The sequence below is a fragment of the Mycobacterium sp. NGS63 genome (genome assembly GCF_059812295.1).
The window spans coordinates 423,088-439,351 of record NZ_JCALCJ010000002.1 but is presented as its reverse complement, the minus strand read 5'-3'; the positions used below and the strand labels follow the sequence as shown (position 1 = coordinate 439,351).

Genomic DNA, 16,264 nt, shown 5'->3' with positions numbered 1-16,264 from the left:
TTTTTCCCGATTTTTCGCCACAGCTGCACGTTCGGCGATCGGCCAGGCCGTCCCGACTCAAGTGATCGAGAACACTCGGCTTTTCGCGATCCAGTCGTCGATGTGGCCCATCGCGACGGGTAGCGCCGCACCCGAAAACACCATGTGGTCGGAACCGGGGATCTCGACCTGCGTGCCGTGCCGATACCTGGCCGCGGTCCGGCGGACGACCCCGGGCGGCACGATGCGGTCGCACTCGGCGCCTATCACGAGCACCGGGGTGGTGACGGCGGCGAAGTCGACGGCGGTGCCCTTCGAAAGCCGCAGCGTTCCCAGGAGCATCTCCCAGTACCACCGTCCGGATTCGCACACCAGCGCCGAGTGCATTTCGCGGGCAACCTCTTCGGTTTGGGTGTTGGCGACCCAGCTTCGAAACCGGGCGAGAGTGGGCGGATACACCGGTTTGGCCCAGGCGCGGGCCTGCAGGAAGTGCGGCAGGGACATGCGCAAGTTTGTCGGTGTCGTGCCGAAGATGCCGGCGGCCGGTGCCGGGCATGCGGCCACCAGGCCGGCGTGGCGGGTGCGCGCGGCGACCAACTGCGCCAGCAGCCCGCCCAGCGAATGACCTATCAGAAGTGGCGGGGAATCGAGCCCGTTCACAACACCCACGAGGTCGTCGACGTAGTCCGTCAGACCCAGCGACGCGATCTTCGTCGCGCCCTCGTGCAGCGGCAGTTCGTGGTGCCGCAGCGTCGGGGCGTGGGTCGTGTAGCCGCGCTCTTCGAAGGCGGCGCGGGCCGGTGCCCACTGCTCCCCACGGCTCCAGGCGCCGTGAATCAGGAAGACATGCTTGCGGTCCGGCATAGCGCTTAGGGTGGCACCAAGCGCGCCTGACCGTAGCAGTTTCGCTATACGAACGCCCAACCATGGCGCCACTGTCGCCCCGCTGGGCGCGAGCATCCAACGTGTCGGTGGGATTCGTCAGACTCCGATGTTGATCGCCGTTGCGCGTAGTCTGCATTTATTCGAGTTCCGGGGCGAAAGGAGGCGCGGGATGTCCGACCTGGCCGACCTGCCGCGCGACTTGCTGAGCCTCGAGCAGTGGGACGCGCTGGAAGTCGACGCGACGCGACGGTGGGAGCTCAGCGAGGGAACACTCATCATGTCGCCGCCTCCAACCCCGTGGCATCAACGCATTTCCAGAAGGCTCACGCGTCTGCTCGAAGATCACCTACCGGAAGGACTGGAGGCGGTCCCTGACATCGCGGTGATCACGAGCGCGTCGTTCCCGCCGAGTGCCCGTATTCCGGACATCGCCGTGGTTCCAGATCGTGTGTTCGAGCGGCGCTCCGCTGGGGTGTCGGCAGACGATGTCGTCCTGGTCGTCGAAATCGTCTCGCCGGGCTCGCGCGGCATGGACCACGTTATGAAGTTGCACGAGTATGCGAAGGCGGGCATCGAGAACTATTGGATCGTCGACCCCGATGCACCCGCCGATGACCGTTTTCTCGCCTACCGACTCGACGGCGAGATCTATCGACCGCTAGCGGCCTTCGACGGGGAGCGGATCCGGGTAACCGAGCCCGTCCAGATCGAATTCAGACTGGACGCGTTGACGGGTCGTTAGCGTCCCCGCCGAGCGTGCAACTGTGGCGAGATTTCCGCCGATTTTTCGCAACCGTTGCACTCGGCGATCTGTCTGGCCCGTAGTACCCGAGGAGCCGGTGCCCCGCCGCGCGACTCGCGGTAACCTCATTCTCATGGCTGAACCGACCGAGGAAGCCGAAGTGACCCGCGGCGACCGCTTCATCAAGACGGCCGTCGCGATCCTGGGCGAAACCGGACGCACCGACTTCACCGTGCAGGAGGTCGTCGCGCGCTCGAAGACCTCGCTGCGGGCGTTCTACCAGCACTTCGGCAGCAAGGACGAGCTGCTGCTGGCGCTGTTCGACCGGACCATCGCGCAGTCGGCGCAAACCTGGCGAGAAGAGACCAACGGGCTCGACAGCACCGCCGCGCTCAAGCTGGTGATCGACCGCATCACCCAGCAACCGGAATCGAGCACCCAGGACAGCCTCAACCGGGCGCTGAGCCTCTACAACCAGCACCTGGCCGAAACCCGCCCCCGCGAATACGCCCGGGTGCTCTCCCCCCTGCATCACCTGCTTCGCGACATCGTCGGCCAGGGCATCACCGAGGGGGTGTTCAACCCGGGCCTGGACGTCGGGGCCGCGGCCGCGATCGTCATGCAGACGATGATGGGCGCGCAGCGATTGCATTGGCTGGGCACCGAATTGATCGGCACCCCGATCGACGCCGGCCAGGTGTATGACTTCTGCAGCCGCGCGCTGGGCATCCGGGACGCCGACGAGGCGACGGGCCCGCCCTCGCTGGCCGAGTTGTTCGCCCAGATCGGCATGCGCCCGGGCACTCACAACGGCGAGTTCGCGATGACCATGCCGGTGAGCCCGCAGGTGGTCAACACGTCCGGCGCGCTGCAGGGCGGGTTGATCGCCACGCTCGTGGACGTCGCCGGCGGGCAATTCGGGCTGGAATACCTGAAGCCGGGCACCACGATGACCACCGCCGACCTGTTCGTCCGCTACCTGCGGCCGATTCGGCAGGGCTCGGCGTACGCGGTGCCCCGGATGCTGCGCGCCGGCAGGCGGGCGATGGTCATGCAGATCGACATCTATGGCGACGGCGACGGGGGCGAGGAGCTGCTGGCGACGGCGACGGTCAATTTCGCCGTGATCGAGGGGACGACACCACAGCTGCCCAGCTGGCCAGGCGCCTGAGCCGGGCTACACCTTGTCGCGCGGAGGTGGTAACGTCATTACCACAAACTGAGAACCCGAAGCTTCCGCAAGGAGATCGCCATGCCGTCTCGCGAACTTTCCTTCCCCGTGTTCGACGCCGACAACCACATGTACGAGCCGCAGGAGGCGCTGACGAAGTTCCTGCCCGACAAGCGCAAGAACGTCATCGACTACGTGCAGGTGCGCGGGCGCACCAAGATCGTGGTCCGCGGCCACATCAGCGAGTACATCCCCAACCCCACGTTCGAGGTGGTGGCCCGCCCGGGCGCCCAGGAGGACTACTTCCGGCACGGCGCGCAGGGCAAGAGCTATCGCGAGATCCTCGGCGAGCCGATGAAGGCCATCCCCGCGTTCCGCGAGCCCGGCGCGCGGCTGGAGGTCATGGACGAGCTCGGCATCGACTACGCGCTGATGTTCCCGACGCTGGCCAGCCTGGTCGAGGAGCGCATGAAGGACGACCCCGAGATGACCCACGACGTCATCCACGCGCTCAACGAGTGGATGTACGAGCAGTGGTCGTTCAACTACTCCGACCGCATCTTCGCCACCCCGGTGATCACCCTGCCGATCGTCGAGCGCGCGCTCGAAGAACTCGAATGGGTGCTGGAGCGCGGCGCCCGCACGGTCCTGGTCCGGCCGGCGCCGGTGCCCGGCTTCAAGGGCAGCCGCTCGTTCGGCCTCGAGGAATTCGACCCGTTCTGGCAGGCCTGCATCAAGGCCGAGCTGCCGGTCTCGATGCACGCCTCGGACAGCGGCTACTCCGAATTCGCCAACGTGTGGGAGCCCGGCGACGAGTTCCTGCCGTTCAAGCCGACCGCCTTCCGCAGCTTCGCCATGGGCCACCGCCCGATCCTGGACGCGATGGGCGCGCTGGTGTGCCACGGCGCGCTGTCCCGCAACCCCGAGCTGCGGATCCTGTCCATCGAAAACGGTGCCGACTGGGTTCCGGACCTGTTCAAGGGCTTGAAGGGCGTCTACAAGAAGATGCCGCAGGCGTTCAGCGAGGACCCCATCGAGGCGTTCAAGCGCTGCGTCTACATCACCCCGTTCTGGGAGGACCGGTTCACCGAGATCGTCAAGATGGTGGGCACCGACCGGGTGCTGTTCGGCTCCGACTGGCCCCACCCCGAGGGCCTGAAGGACCCCATCACCTTCGTCGACGAGCTCACGGACTTCGACGAGGAGGACGTCGCCAAGATCATGGGCGGCAACCTGATGAAGCTGATGAAGGTCTCGCAGCCCTCGAAGAAGCCGGTCTCGGCCTGATCGACGGGCCCCTCCGCTGCATCGTTAACAAACCGATGCTGCAAGCACATAACCACTATTGATAAACTGTCAATTAGCGTGAGCAGAAATCATGTATTTGCCCTGATTACATGACTCGCTAGAGTGTCTTGCGGGGAGGGGCGACCAAATGGTCGGCGACAAGGACTGGAACAAGACCGTCGGTGCGGCTGATGACGTTCGCCGCACGTTCGAGAACGTTCCGGCCATGCTAGTCGGCCTCAAGGGGCCCGAACACCGGTTCGTCGCCGTCAACGCCGCCTACCGGGCCTTCAATCCGACGGGCAACCCGGTGGGCAAGCTCGCCGTCGAGGTCTTCCCCGAGCTGGAGAGCCAGCAGATCTACCAGATGTTCGACCGGGTCTACGAAACCGGCGAATCGCAATCCGGGACGGAGTGGCGGCTACAGGCCGACTACGACGGGTCGGGAATCCAGGAACGGTACTTCGACTTCGTCGTCACACCGCGCCGCGGCGACGACGGATCGATCGAGGGCGTGCAGCTCATCTTCGACGACGTCACCGCGCGGGTGCAGGCGCGGCTGGCCGCTGAGCAGCGCATCGAGGAGCTGTCCGAGCGCTACCGCAACGCCCGCGATTCGGCCATCGTCATGCAGCAGGCGCTGCTGGCCCCCTCGGTGCCCGTCGTGCCCGGCGCCGACGTCGCCGCCGAATACCTGGTGGCCGCCGAGGACACCGCGGCCGGGGGCGACTGGTTCGACGCGATAGCCCTCGGCGATCGGCTGGTGCTTGTCGTCGGCGACGTCGTCGGACACGGCGTCGAGGCCGCCGCGGTCATGTCGCAGCTACGCACCGCGCTGCGCATGCAGATTTCGGCCGGCCACAGCATCGAGCAGGCGCTGGAGGCCGTCGACCGCTTCCACGAACACGTCCCTGGGTCGAAATCCGCCACGCTGTGCGTGGGTTCGCTCGACTTCGCGAGCGGCGAATTCCAGTACTGCACAGCCGGACACCCGCCGCCCCTGCTGGTGAGCGCCGGCGCGGCTGCGCGCTACGCCGAACCCTCCGGCGCGGGTCCGCTCGGCAGCGGCACCGGATTCCCGGTACGCAGCGAGACCCTCGACGTGGGCGATTCGGTCCTGTTGTATTCCGACGGCCTGATCGAACGCCCGGGCCGGCCGTTGGGCGCCAGCACCGCCGAATTCGCCGAGCTGGCCGCCAACATCGTCGGCGGCAGCGGTGGCTTCGTCATCGATGCGCCGCGCCGGCCCATCGACCGCATCTGTTCGGAGACACTGGAATTGCTGCTGAGGTCGACGGGCTACAAGGACGACGTCACGCTGCTCGCCGCGCAACGCCGCACACCGCCGCAGCCGCTGCGCATCACGTTGGACGCGACGATCCACGCCGCGCGCGCGGTGCGCACCCGGCTGCGCGAATGGCTCTCGGAGGTCGGCGCCGACGCCGACGACATCTGCGACGTCGTGCACGCCGTCTCCGAATTCGTCGAAAACGCCGTCGAGCACGGGTATTCGACGGAGGTGCCCGACGGGGTGATCGTCGAGGCCGCACTCGCCGGCGACGGCAACCTGCACGCCTCCGTGATCGACCACGGGCGGTGGAAGGATCACCGCGAGGGCGAGCGGGGCCGCGGACGCGGGCTGGCGATGGCCGAAGCCCTGGTGTCCCAAGCGAAGATCACGCACGGCCCGGACGGGACGACGGCCACGCTGACCCACCGGCTGTGGCGGCCCGCGAACTTCATCACCGACACGATCGTCGGCCGCTCGGCCCACCACCGGCCCGTCAACGCCGAGTTCGTCTCCCTGGTCCACGACGCGGGGCGCATCGTCGTCAGCGGCGACGTCGACAGCACCACCGCATCCACCCTGGACCGCCAGATTGCCGTCGAAAGCCGTTCCGGCATAGGGTCTTTGACGATCGATCTCAGCGGGGTCACCCATCTCGGGTCGGCGGCGGTGAGCGCGCTGGCCGCCGCCCGCGACCGGGCGCACACCCAGGGCGGTGACTTCGTGCTGGTGGCCCCGCCCGGCAGCCCGGCGCACCACGTCCTGTCGCTGGTTCGGCTGCCCTTCGTGAGCAGCGAGGCCAGCGATCCCGCGAACGTCTTCGCCGAAGACTAGGACGTTCAGCGGCTTTGGCCGTGGCGCACCTGGTTGAACGGCACCCCGCGGTCGGCGGCGTATTCGCGTGGGAACCCCAGCACCCGTTCGCCGATGACGTTGCGGGCCATCTCCGTGGTGCCGCCGCCGATGGCCACGTTCTGCCGGGACAGGTAGCGCAGCCCGGCCTCGAGCCCGTCGCCGAATTCCCCGACGACACCGGCGCTTCCGGTGATCGCCAGCGCGGTGTCCATGTCCAGGGTGACGGTCTCGGAATGGAAGAGTCTGATCAGTGTCCCCGCCGCCGGGGGCAACGCGCCGTCGCGCACGGCGCGGTACACATGGTCGATGAGCTGCTCGGCCACCGCGCGGTGCACGAGCGCCCGGCCGGCCATCTCGTGGACGCGTTCGCTGTCCGCCTGGCCGGTCTTCTCGGCGAGGGCAACGTAGTCAACGGGATTGGTGCTGCCGCCCTCGCTGCCGCTGCCGCTGGCGAATTCCGACCCCTGCCCGACGGCCCGGCGTTCGTGATACAGCTGGCGCGAGGCCACCGCCCAGCCGCCGTTGACCTCCCCGACGACGGCGTCGTCGCCGACGTCCACGCCGTCCAGGAACTCCTCGCAGAACTCGGTGGAACCACTCAGCATCGTGATGCGCCGCAACGTGATTCCCGGATGCGCGATGGGCACCAGGAACATGGTCAGGCCTTCGTGCTTGGGCACGTCCCAGTCGGTGCGGGCCAGGCACAAGCCATAGTCGGCGGCGAACGCGCTCGTGCTCCAGGTCTTGGCGCCCTCGATCACCCAACGGTCGCCGCGCCGTTCGGCGCGGGTGATGACACCGGCGAGGTCCGACCCCCCGCTGGGTTCGGACAGCAGCTGCACCAGCACCTCGTCGCCGCGCAGGGCGGCCGCGATGTGCCGCCTCTTCTGCTCCTCGGTGCCGGTGTCGAGCAACGTGGCGCAGCAGATGGTGAATGTGGGGGTGTTGAGGATCAGCGGCATCTCGTAGCAGAGGGACTCGGCATCGAAGGCCTTCTGGTACTCGTAGTCCAGGCCCAGGCCGCTGTACTCGCGAGGGAAGCAGATGCCGGCGAATCCCCCGTCGTAGAGCCGCTTTTGCAATTCGCGGGCCCGGTTCCACGATCGCTCGTCGTCGCGCGGGGCGGCCGGCGGCGACTCGGGGTCGATGGCGGGCATGTTGTCCGCCAACCACACTCGGGCCCGGGCGGCGAATTCGGCGACAGATTCGGCGGTTGTCATCGCGCGTTGGTCATCGATCGCGCCGCCTTCTCCGCCTCGTACACGCGCAGGTTGTGCTCCTCGGGGGTGCCGAACATGGAGCGGTACAACGTGACCCGCCGTAGGTACAGGTGCAGGTCGTGTTCCCAGGTGACCCCGATGCCGCCGTGCATCTGCACGCACGCCTGGACGACCCGGCCGGCCATCTCGCCGACATAGGACTTGGCGATGCTGGCCGACAGGCCCGCCCCGGGCGAGCGGGCGGCGACGTCGGCGACCGCCGCCGCCGTGGTGGCGCGGCAGGCTTCCAGCCACAGCTTCATGTCGGCGAAGCCGTGCTTTAGGACTTGGTAGGACGCCAGCGGACGGCCGAAGGTGTGCCGGTCCAGCGCCCATTGGACGGTGAAGTCGAACACCGTCTGCAGGATGCCGACCACCTCGGCGCACTGCAGCACCTGCGCGAGCTGGCTTTGCCGCTCGATCAACGCGACGGTCTCGGTGGCGTCGCCCACGGCCGCCGACCGCGGCACGACCACCCCGTCGAAATCCACCCGCGCGTACTGCTTGACCAGGTCCACCGACTGCTGGGGCGTGACCCGCACGCCCGGCGCGTCCGCCGGGACCAGGAACTGGCGAACCTCGGAGCCGCACCGCGCCACGACCAAGAGCACCCCGCTCTGGGCGCCGGCCTCGACGCGGTCCTTCGTGCCGTCCAGGCGATAGCCGGACTCGGTTTCGGTGGCCGTCACCGACGGGTCCAGCGGCGCCCAGCCGCGGCCCGGCTCGCACACCGCCCACGACGCCACGGTGTCCCCCGACATCAGCGACTCGATGGTGTCGGCGTGCGATTGCGGGTCCGCGCACCCGGTGAGCGCGGCGAGCACGACGCTGACCGGATACAGCGGCCCGGGCGCCACCGTCTTGCCGAGTTGTTCGGCGACCATGGCCAGGTCCTCGACGCCGCTGCCCGAGACGCTGCCGCCGCCCAATTCCTCGGGAACCAGCAGGGCCGTCCACCCGAGTTCGGCGGCGCGCCGCCACCAGGCCGGGTCGAAGGACTGTGCGGCGGCGTGCAGCTCCCGGACGCGACGCAGCGGCGCTTCTTTGTGCAGAAAGGCTTGGGTCGTGGAAGCGAAGAGTATCTTTTCGGGAGAGTCGACAGCGGTCATGGTGCCGAAAGGAAAGTTGGTTGGTTGATCATCCGCCTGGTCGGTTTTCGTCGGGGTTCGCTGGGATTTCGATGTTAGCAATGAGCAATACGGTAAGAGATACCGGAGTGCGATCGATAATGTTCGTGACGTGCGGTGATCGCGATGGCTGACGCGGAAGAACCGCTCGAGACGCGGGCGCTTATCGAGGAGGCCGAGGCGGAGGCCGCCGCGGCCGAGGCGGTGGCCGCCGCGGCCAAGGCGCGCGCCCGCGCCGCACGGCTGCGACGCGAGGCCCTCGGCCTGCCCGACCCGGCCGAGATGCTCGACGAAGACGACGAAGACGGCGCATACGACGCGCCGGGCGACGCGGCGTACGAGAACGAATACGACGAGGCCGCCCACGAAGACGAGTACGACGAGGACTACTACGAATCGGCCGAGGATTACGACGAGTCACCGGCGGAGCCGGCCGCGTGGCGACGCTGGGTGCCGGCGATCGCGGCGGTGGCGGCCGTCATCGGCATCTGCATTTTCGTCGCGCTCAGCGCCTACATGGTGGGTCAGCACCGCGACGCCACCGAGCGACAGCAGCGGGAGGCCGAGTTCGTCGACGGCGCCAAGCGGGGCGTGCTCAGCATGATCTCCCTGGACTTCAACAAGGCCAAGGACGACGTCCAGCGCGTGATCGACGGTTCCACCGGCCAATTCAAGGACGACTTCGCGCACCGGGCCAACGACTTCATCGCGATGGTCACCCAGTCGAAGGCCGTCACCTCGGGGACCGTGAACGCCGCCGCCCTGGAATCCGTCACCGGCGACTCGGCGGTCGTGCTGGTCTCGGCGACGTCGCAGGTCACCAATTCCCCGCCGGGCAAGGACGTGCCGCCGCTGGTGTGGCGGCTCAAAGTGACGGTCTCCGACGTCGCCGGGCAGTACAAGATGTCGAAAGTTGAGTACGTACCGTGACCGACGACGTGCGCGACATCGATTCGGCTGCACCGGAAGTCGACCCGGACGCCGGATGGGAAGGCCAACCCGAACCCGACGCGGCCGAGGCGGCCGCCGAAGCCGACGCCGACTCCCCCGCCCCGGCCGCACGCGCGCGCCGCGGCATCCCACCCAGGGTGCGCAGGATCGGCGCGGCGGTGCTGGCCGTGCTCCTGCTGATCTCGGGCGGCGTGGCGACCTGGCTCTACTTCAAGCAGTACCGGCCCGACCAACAGACCGGCACCGATGTCGTCCGGTCGGTGGCCAGGGCCGCGTCCGACGGCACGACGGCGCTGCTGTCCTACTCGGCCGACTCGCTCGACCAGGACCTGGCCGCGGCCAAATCACACCTGGGCGGCGATTTCCTCTCGTACTACGACCAATTCAGCAAGCAGAGCGTGGCGCCGATCGCCAAGCAGAAGTCGATGAAGAGCACCGCCAAGGTGACGGGCGCCGCGGTGTCGGAGCTGCACCCCGATTCGGCCGTCGTCCTGGTTTTCGTCGACCGGGTGACCACGACCAAGGACAATCCTCAACCGTCCGTGGCGGTCACCAGCGTGCTGGTGGGCATGAACCGGATCAACGGCAACTGGCTGATCACCAAGTTCACGCCCATCTAGCCGTCACATCGCGAAAACCCGGCGCAGCGACTGCGCGTGCAGATCCCGGTTCTCTTGGGAGACAATCCAATCGGGAACCAGTGAGTCGAAGCCACTGAATGTCGCGGCAATCACATGCAATTCGGTGTGCACGTAGGCATGCAAGAGCCGGTTGGCGTAGTCGATGGCCTCGTCGCGGCACGGGTCGATCTCCGAGCAGCTGATGAACGTGGGCGGCAGGCCCTCGAGGTTGGCCCGGTGCGCGGGAACATGTTGGCCGCTGGCGGCCGCATGTCCGAGGTAGTGGCTCCAGGCCCGGCTCACGGCGGGGCCATTGAGGCCCGGCGTGCGCTGGAACTCACGCCGCGACGGCGTGGCATCGCAATCGAGCATCGGCTGGTGCAGGACCTGCACGAGGATCGTCGGCCCCTCCTCGTCGAACATCCGCTGCGACAGACCCGCGACCAGCGCCGCCCCCGCGTCGCGCCCCATCACCGCGATGTGCCCGGCGTCGGCGTCCAGGTCGGCGCTGTTGTCCACGACGTAACGGAGGGCCGCCTCCACGTCGTCCAGCGCGGCCGGGCACGGATGTTCGGGCGCCAGCCGGTAGTCGACCGACACCAATAGGCAGCCGGAGTCGCGCGCCAACTCCACGCACTGCGCGTGATCGGTGTCCAGGTTCCCCGTCACGAAGCCGCCGCCGTGGGCGTACACCACCAGCGGTGCCGCGGATCCCGGGTGGCCGCGATACAGGCGAACGCCGAGCGGCGCGCCGTCGGGACCGGGGATGGTTCGCGATTCCACGGTGACACCATCGGTGTCGACGGCCGCGGCCCGCTCGGCGGCACGTAGGTCGGCCCGTTGGCGCTCGGCGGCCAGTGTCTCGGCGCGGAATTCGACGACGCCCAGCTCGGTCGCCGCCTCGCGCAGCACCGGGTCGATGCGATTGAGACCTTGCGGCCGCGTCAGGTTGGTTTGCGTCATGCCTCTCATCTTCCGTGGGGGAAACCCTCTTCACGGTAGACCCGGCCGGCGCGTCACCGTTCCCCGGGAAGCGCCTTGACCGTCGCGGGCAATCCGTACAGCGCCGTTGCGTTGCCGCGCATGATTTTTTCGCGCTGCTCGGCGGGGAACCGGTTGATGGCGTACGCCGGCGAGTCATAACTCCAGTGCGGGTAGTCCGTCGAGAACATGAGGTTGTCGCCGAGGTCCATCATCTCCAGGTAGTCGCGGAACTGCACGGTGTCGGCGTCCTCCAGCGGCTGGGTGGTGAACCGGACGTGTTCGCGCACATAGTCCGACGGGCGCCGGCGCACGTGCGGCAGGTCGCCGCGGCGGGCCTCCCAGATCCGGTCCATTCGCGACATCACCGGCATCGCCCAGGTGAAGCCGCCCTCGATGAAGACCACCCGCAGCTCCGGGTGGCGATCGAACGCCCCGTCGAACACCAGGCTCATCAGGTGCGACACGTACAGCAGCGGCCACGCCGCGAAGAAGTCGTGCCAGTGCGCGGGGTTGCCGACGGGATAAATCGGGATCAATTCGAAGGGCGTCTGTCCCATCAGGTGCGTGGAGATCGGGAGCCCGTTGCGCGACGCCGCCTCGTAGAGCGGATCGAAATGCGGGTTGCCGAACGGGATCCCGCGCGTCTGGGGTGTCATCAGCACCTGGGCCATATAGGGATGCCCGGCCCAGCGTTCGACTTCACGCGCCGCCTGCTCCGGTGTCTGCGCGCTCACGCTGATCGACCCGCGCCAGCGGCCGTGCGCGTTGTGCTTGTCCAGCCACACGTCGGCCAGCCAGTCGTTGTAGGTCGACTTGAGCACGTGCTCGGCCTGCGGCAGCTGCGCGTCGCACATCGGCTCCAGCGACGCGATGCTGACGCCGGCGTCGACGAGCAACTGTTTGGCGGCGAAATCCGGGTCGCTGCCGGCGGCCCCGCCGCCCGGCGGCCACGAGTCCATGCGCAGCGACGACGTCTTGTACGCGTCCGGGGTGTCATAGAAATACGACACCGGGCTGGCTTCGTTTCCGGTCGTCCAGATCTTGTCCACCCATTCGGCGGGCGCGTAGGACTTGAGCACGTCGGTCGAGACGGGCAGCGGGTGCACGTCGGTGTCGACGATGGTGACCGCGATGTCGTCCTCGTGGCCGGCCGGCGAGTCGACCCGTTCGATCGTCGTCATCACACACGCTCCTTCAGCCCGTAGAGCTCACTGGCGTTGGCCCACAACACTTTGTCGCGCTGTGCGGCGTCGAGACCCTCGACAACGGCCTCGGGCGGTGACGTCGACCAGTGCGGGTAGCTCGACCCGTACATCAGCAGCCCGGACTTGTCGGTGAAGTCCATCCAGCGGGCCATGGTGTCGGCCTCGGTGGGGCCGTCGAACGCCGACGAGCAGAACCGGACGTGGCCGCGCAGGTATTCGCTGGGATAGCGGTCGACCCAGGGCGTCTGGTCGCGCATCGACAGCCAGAAGGTGTCCAGCCGCCACATCAACGGGGTGAGGATGTCGTAGCCGCCGTCGGCGAACACGAACCTCAGGCCCGGGTGCCGGCCGAACGCGCCCTCGACGATGAGCGTGGCCAGGTGCACGAAGTAGTTGAGCGGCATGAACGCCGCGTAACCGGGGTAGGTGTGCGCGTGCCCGGCGAAGGTCGGCGGGTAGTCGACGCCGTTGCCGCCGTTGATGTGCACCGCGACCGGCAGGCCGTGGGCGGCGGCGGCCTCCCAGATGGGCTCGAACATCGGCTTGCCGTACGGCTCGCGCGACTGCAGGGGCACTCCGACCTGCACCAGCTTGGGGTGCCCGGCGAGGCGCTCGATCTCGGCGACCGCGCCGCGGGGGTCCTCGGGGTTGACGCGGATCGTGCCCCGGAACCGGTCGGTGGTGTCGGGCTCCAGCCAGCGGTCGAGCAGCCAGTCGTTGACCGCCGCGCAGATCCTGCTGTTGAGCAGGTAGTCGGCGATGTTGCCGCGGGTCAGCGGGTTCAAGATGGCGTAGCTGACACCCATCTCGTCGAACAGGTGGCGGGTCACGGTCTCAGGATCCGAGCCCGGGTAGTTCTCGCCGTAGAGGTCGTGCCGATAGTCGCCGCCGGGCGCCTGGTACCACTGCTGCTCGACGTCGGGGATCGCCCGCAGCTGGTGCGCCGCGGGGAGATAGCGCCGGATCTCGGCGTTGTTGCGGAAGTGCGGCTGCACGTTGGTGTCGATGACTAACGGGCTCACGCGGTTAAATACACCTCCCCGTCGGTGACGTCGACCGGATAGGTGCGCACGCGGCGGCGCGGGTCGGCCACGTTTTGGCCCGTGGTGATGTCGAATTCCCAGTTGTGCCAAGGGCATCGGACGATCTGCCCGTCGCGGACCCTGCGCATCCCGCCGGGCTCGTCGGGGGCCGGTTCGTTGGTGCCGCCCAGCAGGCCCAGGCACAGCGGGGCGCCCTCGTGCGAGCAGTAATTGACGATCGCGTACAACTCGCCGCGCACGTTGTAGACGCCCACGCCGAACTTCCCGACGTCGACCAGCTTCATTCCGCCGGGCGGCAGCTCGTCGAGGGAGCAGACGAATCGCCGGTTGGGCACCTGAGCATCACCGCCTCCGTGGCAAGCCCGCATTGGGCTTCGTTGCTATTTATACTATGATAGCCATATTCCCCGGCACCCACATGCCGCCTTGGCGGCTGCTCAGGAGGAGCGCGGATGACGCTCAGCACCGACCCGGACGGCCAGCCCGTCACCCTGGACTTCACCGGTGAAACCAGCCCGTACCCGTTCTTCGAATACATGCGGCGCACCGACCCGGTATGGCACGGCTCCCTGGCCGACCACACGCAGATGCCCGAGGAGCTGCGGCCGGACGACGAGTGGGTCCTGTTCGGCTACGACGGCGTGTTCCAGGGTTTCCGCGACGACCGGATCTTCACCTCGGCCGCCTACGACAAGACGATCGGGCTGGTGATGGGCCACACCATCCTCGCGATGGGCGGCAAGGAGCACCACGACCACCGCAGCCTGGTGGCCAAGGCCTTCCGCGCCACCGCGCTGGAGCGGTGGGAGCCGTCGGTGATCGGACCGGTCTGCGACCGGCTCGTCGACGAGATCAAGAACGACGGCCACGCGGACCTGGTGAAGGCGGTGACGTTCGAGTTTCCGACCCGGATCATCGCCACGCTGTTGGGGCTGCCCCCGGAGGACCTCGACCTGTTCCGGCGGCTGTCGCTGGACCTGATCTCGATTCCCACCGACATCGTCGCCGGGCTGAACGCGGCCGCGGAGTTGCACGGCTACTTCCTCGAGCAGGTCGAGCAGCGGCGCCGCAAGCTCACCGACGACATCATCGGCGATTTGGTCGCCGCCGAGATCGAGGGCGAGAAGCTGACCGACGAGGCCATCATCGCGTTCCTGCGGCTGCTGCTGCCCGCCGGCCTGGAGACCACCTACCGCTCCTCGGGCAACCTGCTGTACCTGTTGCTGACCCACCCCGAGCAGCTGGACCTGGTCTGCCGCGACCGGTCGCTGATACCGGCGGCGATCGAGGAGGGCCTGCGCTACGAAACCCCGCTGACCATGGTCATGCGGACCACCACCGAGGAGGTCGAAATCGGCGGCAAGACAATCCCGGCCGACGCGCAGATCGACATGTGCATGGGCTCGGCCAACCGCGACGAGAGCCGCTGGACCGACCCCAACACGTTCGACATCCGCCGGCCGCGGCAGGCCCACATCGCGTTCGCCGGCGGCATCCACATGTGCCTCGGCATGCACCTGGCGCGGCTGGAAACCCGGGTCATGCTGAACAGCCTGTTCGACCGGGTCAAGGATCTGGCCTTCGTGCCCGACGACGGGACCGGCGAGGAGTCCAAGATCGTCGGCCTGACCTTCCGGTCGCCCAACAAGCTACCGGTCACCTTCTCCCCCGCCGCATGAGAAGCCGGGCGGCGATCCTGCATGACGTCGGCGGGCCCTGGTCCGTCGAGGAGTTCGAACTCGACCCGCCCCGCGCCGGCGAGGTCCTGGTGCAGCTGGCCGCCGCCGGGCTGTGCCACTCCGACGACCACATCCTCAAGGGCGACATGTCGGCGCCCAACGAGGTGATGAAATCCCTGGGGCTGCCGACCATGTTCCCGACAATCGGCGGCCACGAGGGGTCCGGGATCGTGCGCGAAGTCGGCGACGGCGTCACCGATTTCGCGCCCGGCGACCACGTGGTGATGTCGTTCGTCGCGGTGTGCGGGCAGTGCCGCTGGTGCGCGACGGGCATGGAGTACATCTGCGACGTCGGCATCGGCACCATGATCCCCGGGATGCCCACCGACGGCACCTTCCGCCACCACACCGCCGACGGGCGGAACCTGGGCCACATCGCCAAGGTCGGCACCTTCGCCGAACACACCGTGGTGTCGACGAATTCGCTGGTGAAGATCGAGCCGCACCTGCCGCTCGCGCCGAGCGCGCTGCTGTCGTGCGCCATCCCGACCGGCTACGGTTCCGTCGCGAACCGCGCCAACATGCGCGGCGGCGACACCGTCGTCGTGATCGGCGTGGGCGGGATCGGCACCGGCGCGATCCAGGGCGCGCGGATCAACGGCGCCGCGCAGATCGTCGCGGTCGATCCCGTTGAGTTCAAACAGAAGTCGGCGCTGACCTTCGGCGCCACCCACACCGCGGCCACGGCCACCGAGGCGCTCGATCTGGTGCGCGGCCTGACCTACGGGGTCATGGCCGACGCCGTGGTCGTCTCGCCGTCCCTGATCACCCCCGACGACGTCCGCGACGCGGTGCAGCTCACCCGCAAGGGCGGCACCTGCGTGCTCACCGGCATGACGTCGCAGCTGACCCGGTCGGTGAACATCGACCTGCAGGACTTCATCCTGACCAACAAAACCCTGGCGGGCACCATCTTCGGCTCGTGCAACCCGAAGGCCGACATCTCCAGGCTGGCGCGGCTGTATGAGACCGGACAGCTGCAGCTCGACGAGATGATCACCCGCCGCTACCGCCTCGACGACGTCAACGACGCCTACGACGACCTGCTCAACGGCAAAATCGTCCGCGGCATCATCGATTTCGGGCTCTAACCGCTCGCCTCGCGGCGAGTGTGAATCTCACGACGCGA

Annotated in this window: 15 protein-coding genes; 8 read left to right on the top strand and 7 right to left on the bottom strand. The window is 68.0% G+C overall.

The genetic code is table 11. The features are described 5' to 3' along the window. Positions 1-57: 57 nt before the first annotated feature. The gene (locus tag AC5Y4Z_RS05390) at positions 58-843 is read right to left on the bottom strand and encodes an alpha/beta hydrolase (RefSeq protein ID WP_499961283.1); all 786 of its coding nucleotides are present in this window, start codon (positions 841-843) and stop codon (positions 58-60) included. A 190-nt stretch (positions 844-1,033) separates the two neighbouring features. On the opposite strand from AC5Y4Z_RS05390, the gene AC5Y4Z_RS05385 reads away from it, so the two are divergent. The 4 genes from AC5Y4Z_RS05385 (at position 1,034) to AC5Y4Z_RS05370 (ending at position 6,186) form a co-directional block, all read left to right on the top strand. Continuing rightward, positions 1,034-1,606 (top strand): Uma2 family endonuclease, encoded by a 573-nt coding sequence (locus tag AC5Y4Z_RS05385; RefSeq protein ID WP_499961282.1) that lies wholly within the window; start codon positions 1,034-1,036, stop codon positions 1,604-1,606. 133 nt (positions 1,607-1,739) lie between these two features. Continuing rightward, a complete protein-coding gene (locus tag AC5Y4Z_RS05380; protein WP_499961281.1) occupies positions 1,740-2,777 on the top strand; it encodes a hotdog fold thioesterase in 1,038 nt (345 codons plus the stop codon). A gap of 81 nt (positions 2,778-2,858) precedes the next feature. Further along, entirely contained in the window at positions 2,859-4,064 is a 1,206-nt protein-coding gene (locus tag AC5Y4Z_RS05375) for an amidohydrolase family protein (RefSeq protein ID WP_499961280.1), read from the top strand. A gap of 148 nt (positions 4,065-4,212) precedes the next feature. Next, positions 4,213-6,186: a SpoIIE family protein phosphatase gene (locus AC5Y4Z_RS05370; RefSeq protein WP_499961279.1), complete on the top strand. Its 1,974-nt coding sequence runs from the start codon at positions 4,213-4,215 to the stop codon at positions 6,184-6,186. Positions 6,187-6,191: 5 nt separating this feature from the next. Here AC5Y4Z_RS05370 and AC5Y4Z_RS05365 read toward each other — a convergent pair whose 3' ends face one another. Together AC5Y4Z_RS05365 and AC5Y4Z_RS05360 are read right to left on the bottom strand one after the other, a co-directional pair. Next, positions 6,192-7,427 carry an acyl-CoA dehydrogenase family protein gene (locus AC5Y4Z_RS05365; RefSeq protein WP_499961278.1) on the bottom strand — a complete coding sequence of 412 codons (1,236 nt, stop codon included), beginning with the start codon at positions 7,425-7,427 and terminating at the stop codon, positions 6,192-6,194. Next, on the bottom strand, positions 7,424-8,575 hold the full coding sequence (locus AC5Y4Z_RS05360; protein WP_499961277.1) for an acyl-CoA dehydrogenase family protein: 1,152 nt from the start codon (positions 8,573-8,575) through the stop codon (positions 7,424-7,426). Before AC5Y4Z_RS05360 ends, AC5Y4Z_RS05365 begins: the two co-directional genes overlap by 4 nt. A 144-nt stretch (positions 8,576-8,719) precedes the next feature. Here AC5Y4Z_RS05360 and AC5Y4Z_RS05355 point away from each other — a divergent pair, with 144 nt between their 5' ends. Both AC5Y4Z_RS05355 and AC5Y4Z_RS05350 read left to right on the top strand, forming a co-directional pair. Then, a complete protein-coding gene (locus tag AC5Y4Z_RS05355) occupies positions 8,720-9,523 on the top strand; it encodes an Rv1363c family protein (protein ID WP_499961276.1) in 804 nt (267 codons plus the stop codon). Beyond that, positions 9,520-10,164: a hypothetical protein gene (locus AC5Y4Z_RS05350; protein ID WP_499961275.1), complete on the top strand. Its 645-nt coding sequence runs from the start codon at positions 9,520-9,522 to the stop codon at positions 10,162-10,164. The genes AC5Y4Z_RS05355 and AC5Y4Z_RS05350 overlap by 4 nt, the downstream gene beginning before the upstream one ends. A gap of 3 nt (positions 10,165-10,167) precedes the next feature. On the opposite strand, the gene AC5Y4Z_RS05345 is transcribed toward AC5Y4Z_RS05350, so the two are convergent. From AC5Y4Z_RS05345 to AC5Y4Z_RS05330, 4 genes are read right to left on the bottom strand one after another with little or no spacing between them, the layout of a single operon-like run. Beyond that, positions 10,168-11,127, bottom strand: coding sequence for an alpha/beta hydrolase (locus AC5Y4Z_RS05345; protein ID WP_499961274.1), 960 nt, complete (start codon positions 11,125-11,127; stop codon positions 10,168-10,170). A 53-nt stretch (positions 11,128-11,180) separates the two neighbouring features. Further along, positions 11,181-12,329 (bottom strand): amidohydrolase family protein, encoded by a 1,149-nt coding sequence (locus AC5Y4Z_RS05340; RefSeq protein WP_499961273.1) that lies wholly within the window; start codon positions 12,327-12,329, stop codon positions 11,181-11,183. Beyond that, positions 12,329-13,375 (bottom strand): amidohydrolase family protein, encoded by a 1,047-nt coding sequence (locus AC5Y4Z_RS05335; RefSeq protein ID WP_499961272.1) that lies wholly within the window; start codon positions 13,373-13,375, stop codon positions 12,329-12,331. Before AC5Y4Z_RS05335 ends, AC5Y4Z_RS05340 begins: the two co-directional genes overlap by 1 nt. Further along, entirely contained in the window at positions 13,372-13,731 is a 360-nt protein-coding gene (locus tag AC5Y4Z_RS05330; protein WP_499961271.1) for a Rieske (2Fe-2S) protein, read from the bottom strand. The genes AC5Y4Z_RS05335 and AC5Y4Z_RS05330 overlap by 4 nt, the downstream gene beginning before the upstream one ends. A gap of 117 nt (positions 13,732-13,848) precedes the next feature. Between AC5Y4Z_RS05330 and AC5Y4Z_RS05325 the strand changes: the two genes are divergently transcribed. Next, positions 13,849-15,075 (top strand): cytochrome P450, encoded by a 1,227-nt coding sequence (locus AC5Y4Z_RS05325; protein WP_499961270.1) that lies wholly within the window; start codon positions 13,849-13,851, stop codon positions 15,073-15,075. Further along, positions 15,072-16,226, top strand: a complete 1,155-nt coding sequence (locus AC5Y4Z_RS05320; protein WP_499961269.1) for a Zn-dependent alcohol dehydrogenase — start codon at positions 15,072-15,074, stop codon at positions 16,224-16,226. Before AC5Y4Z_RS05325 ends, AC5Y4Z_RS05320 begins: the two co-directional genes overlap by 4 nt. Positions 16,227-16,264: the final 38 nt, after the last annotated feature.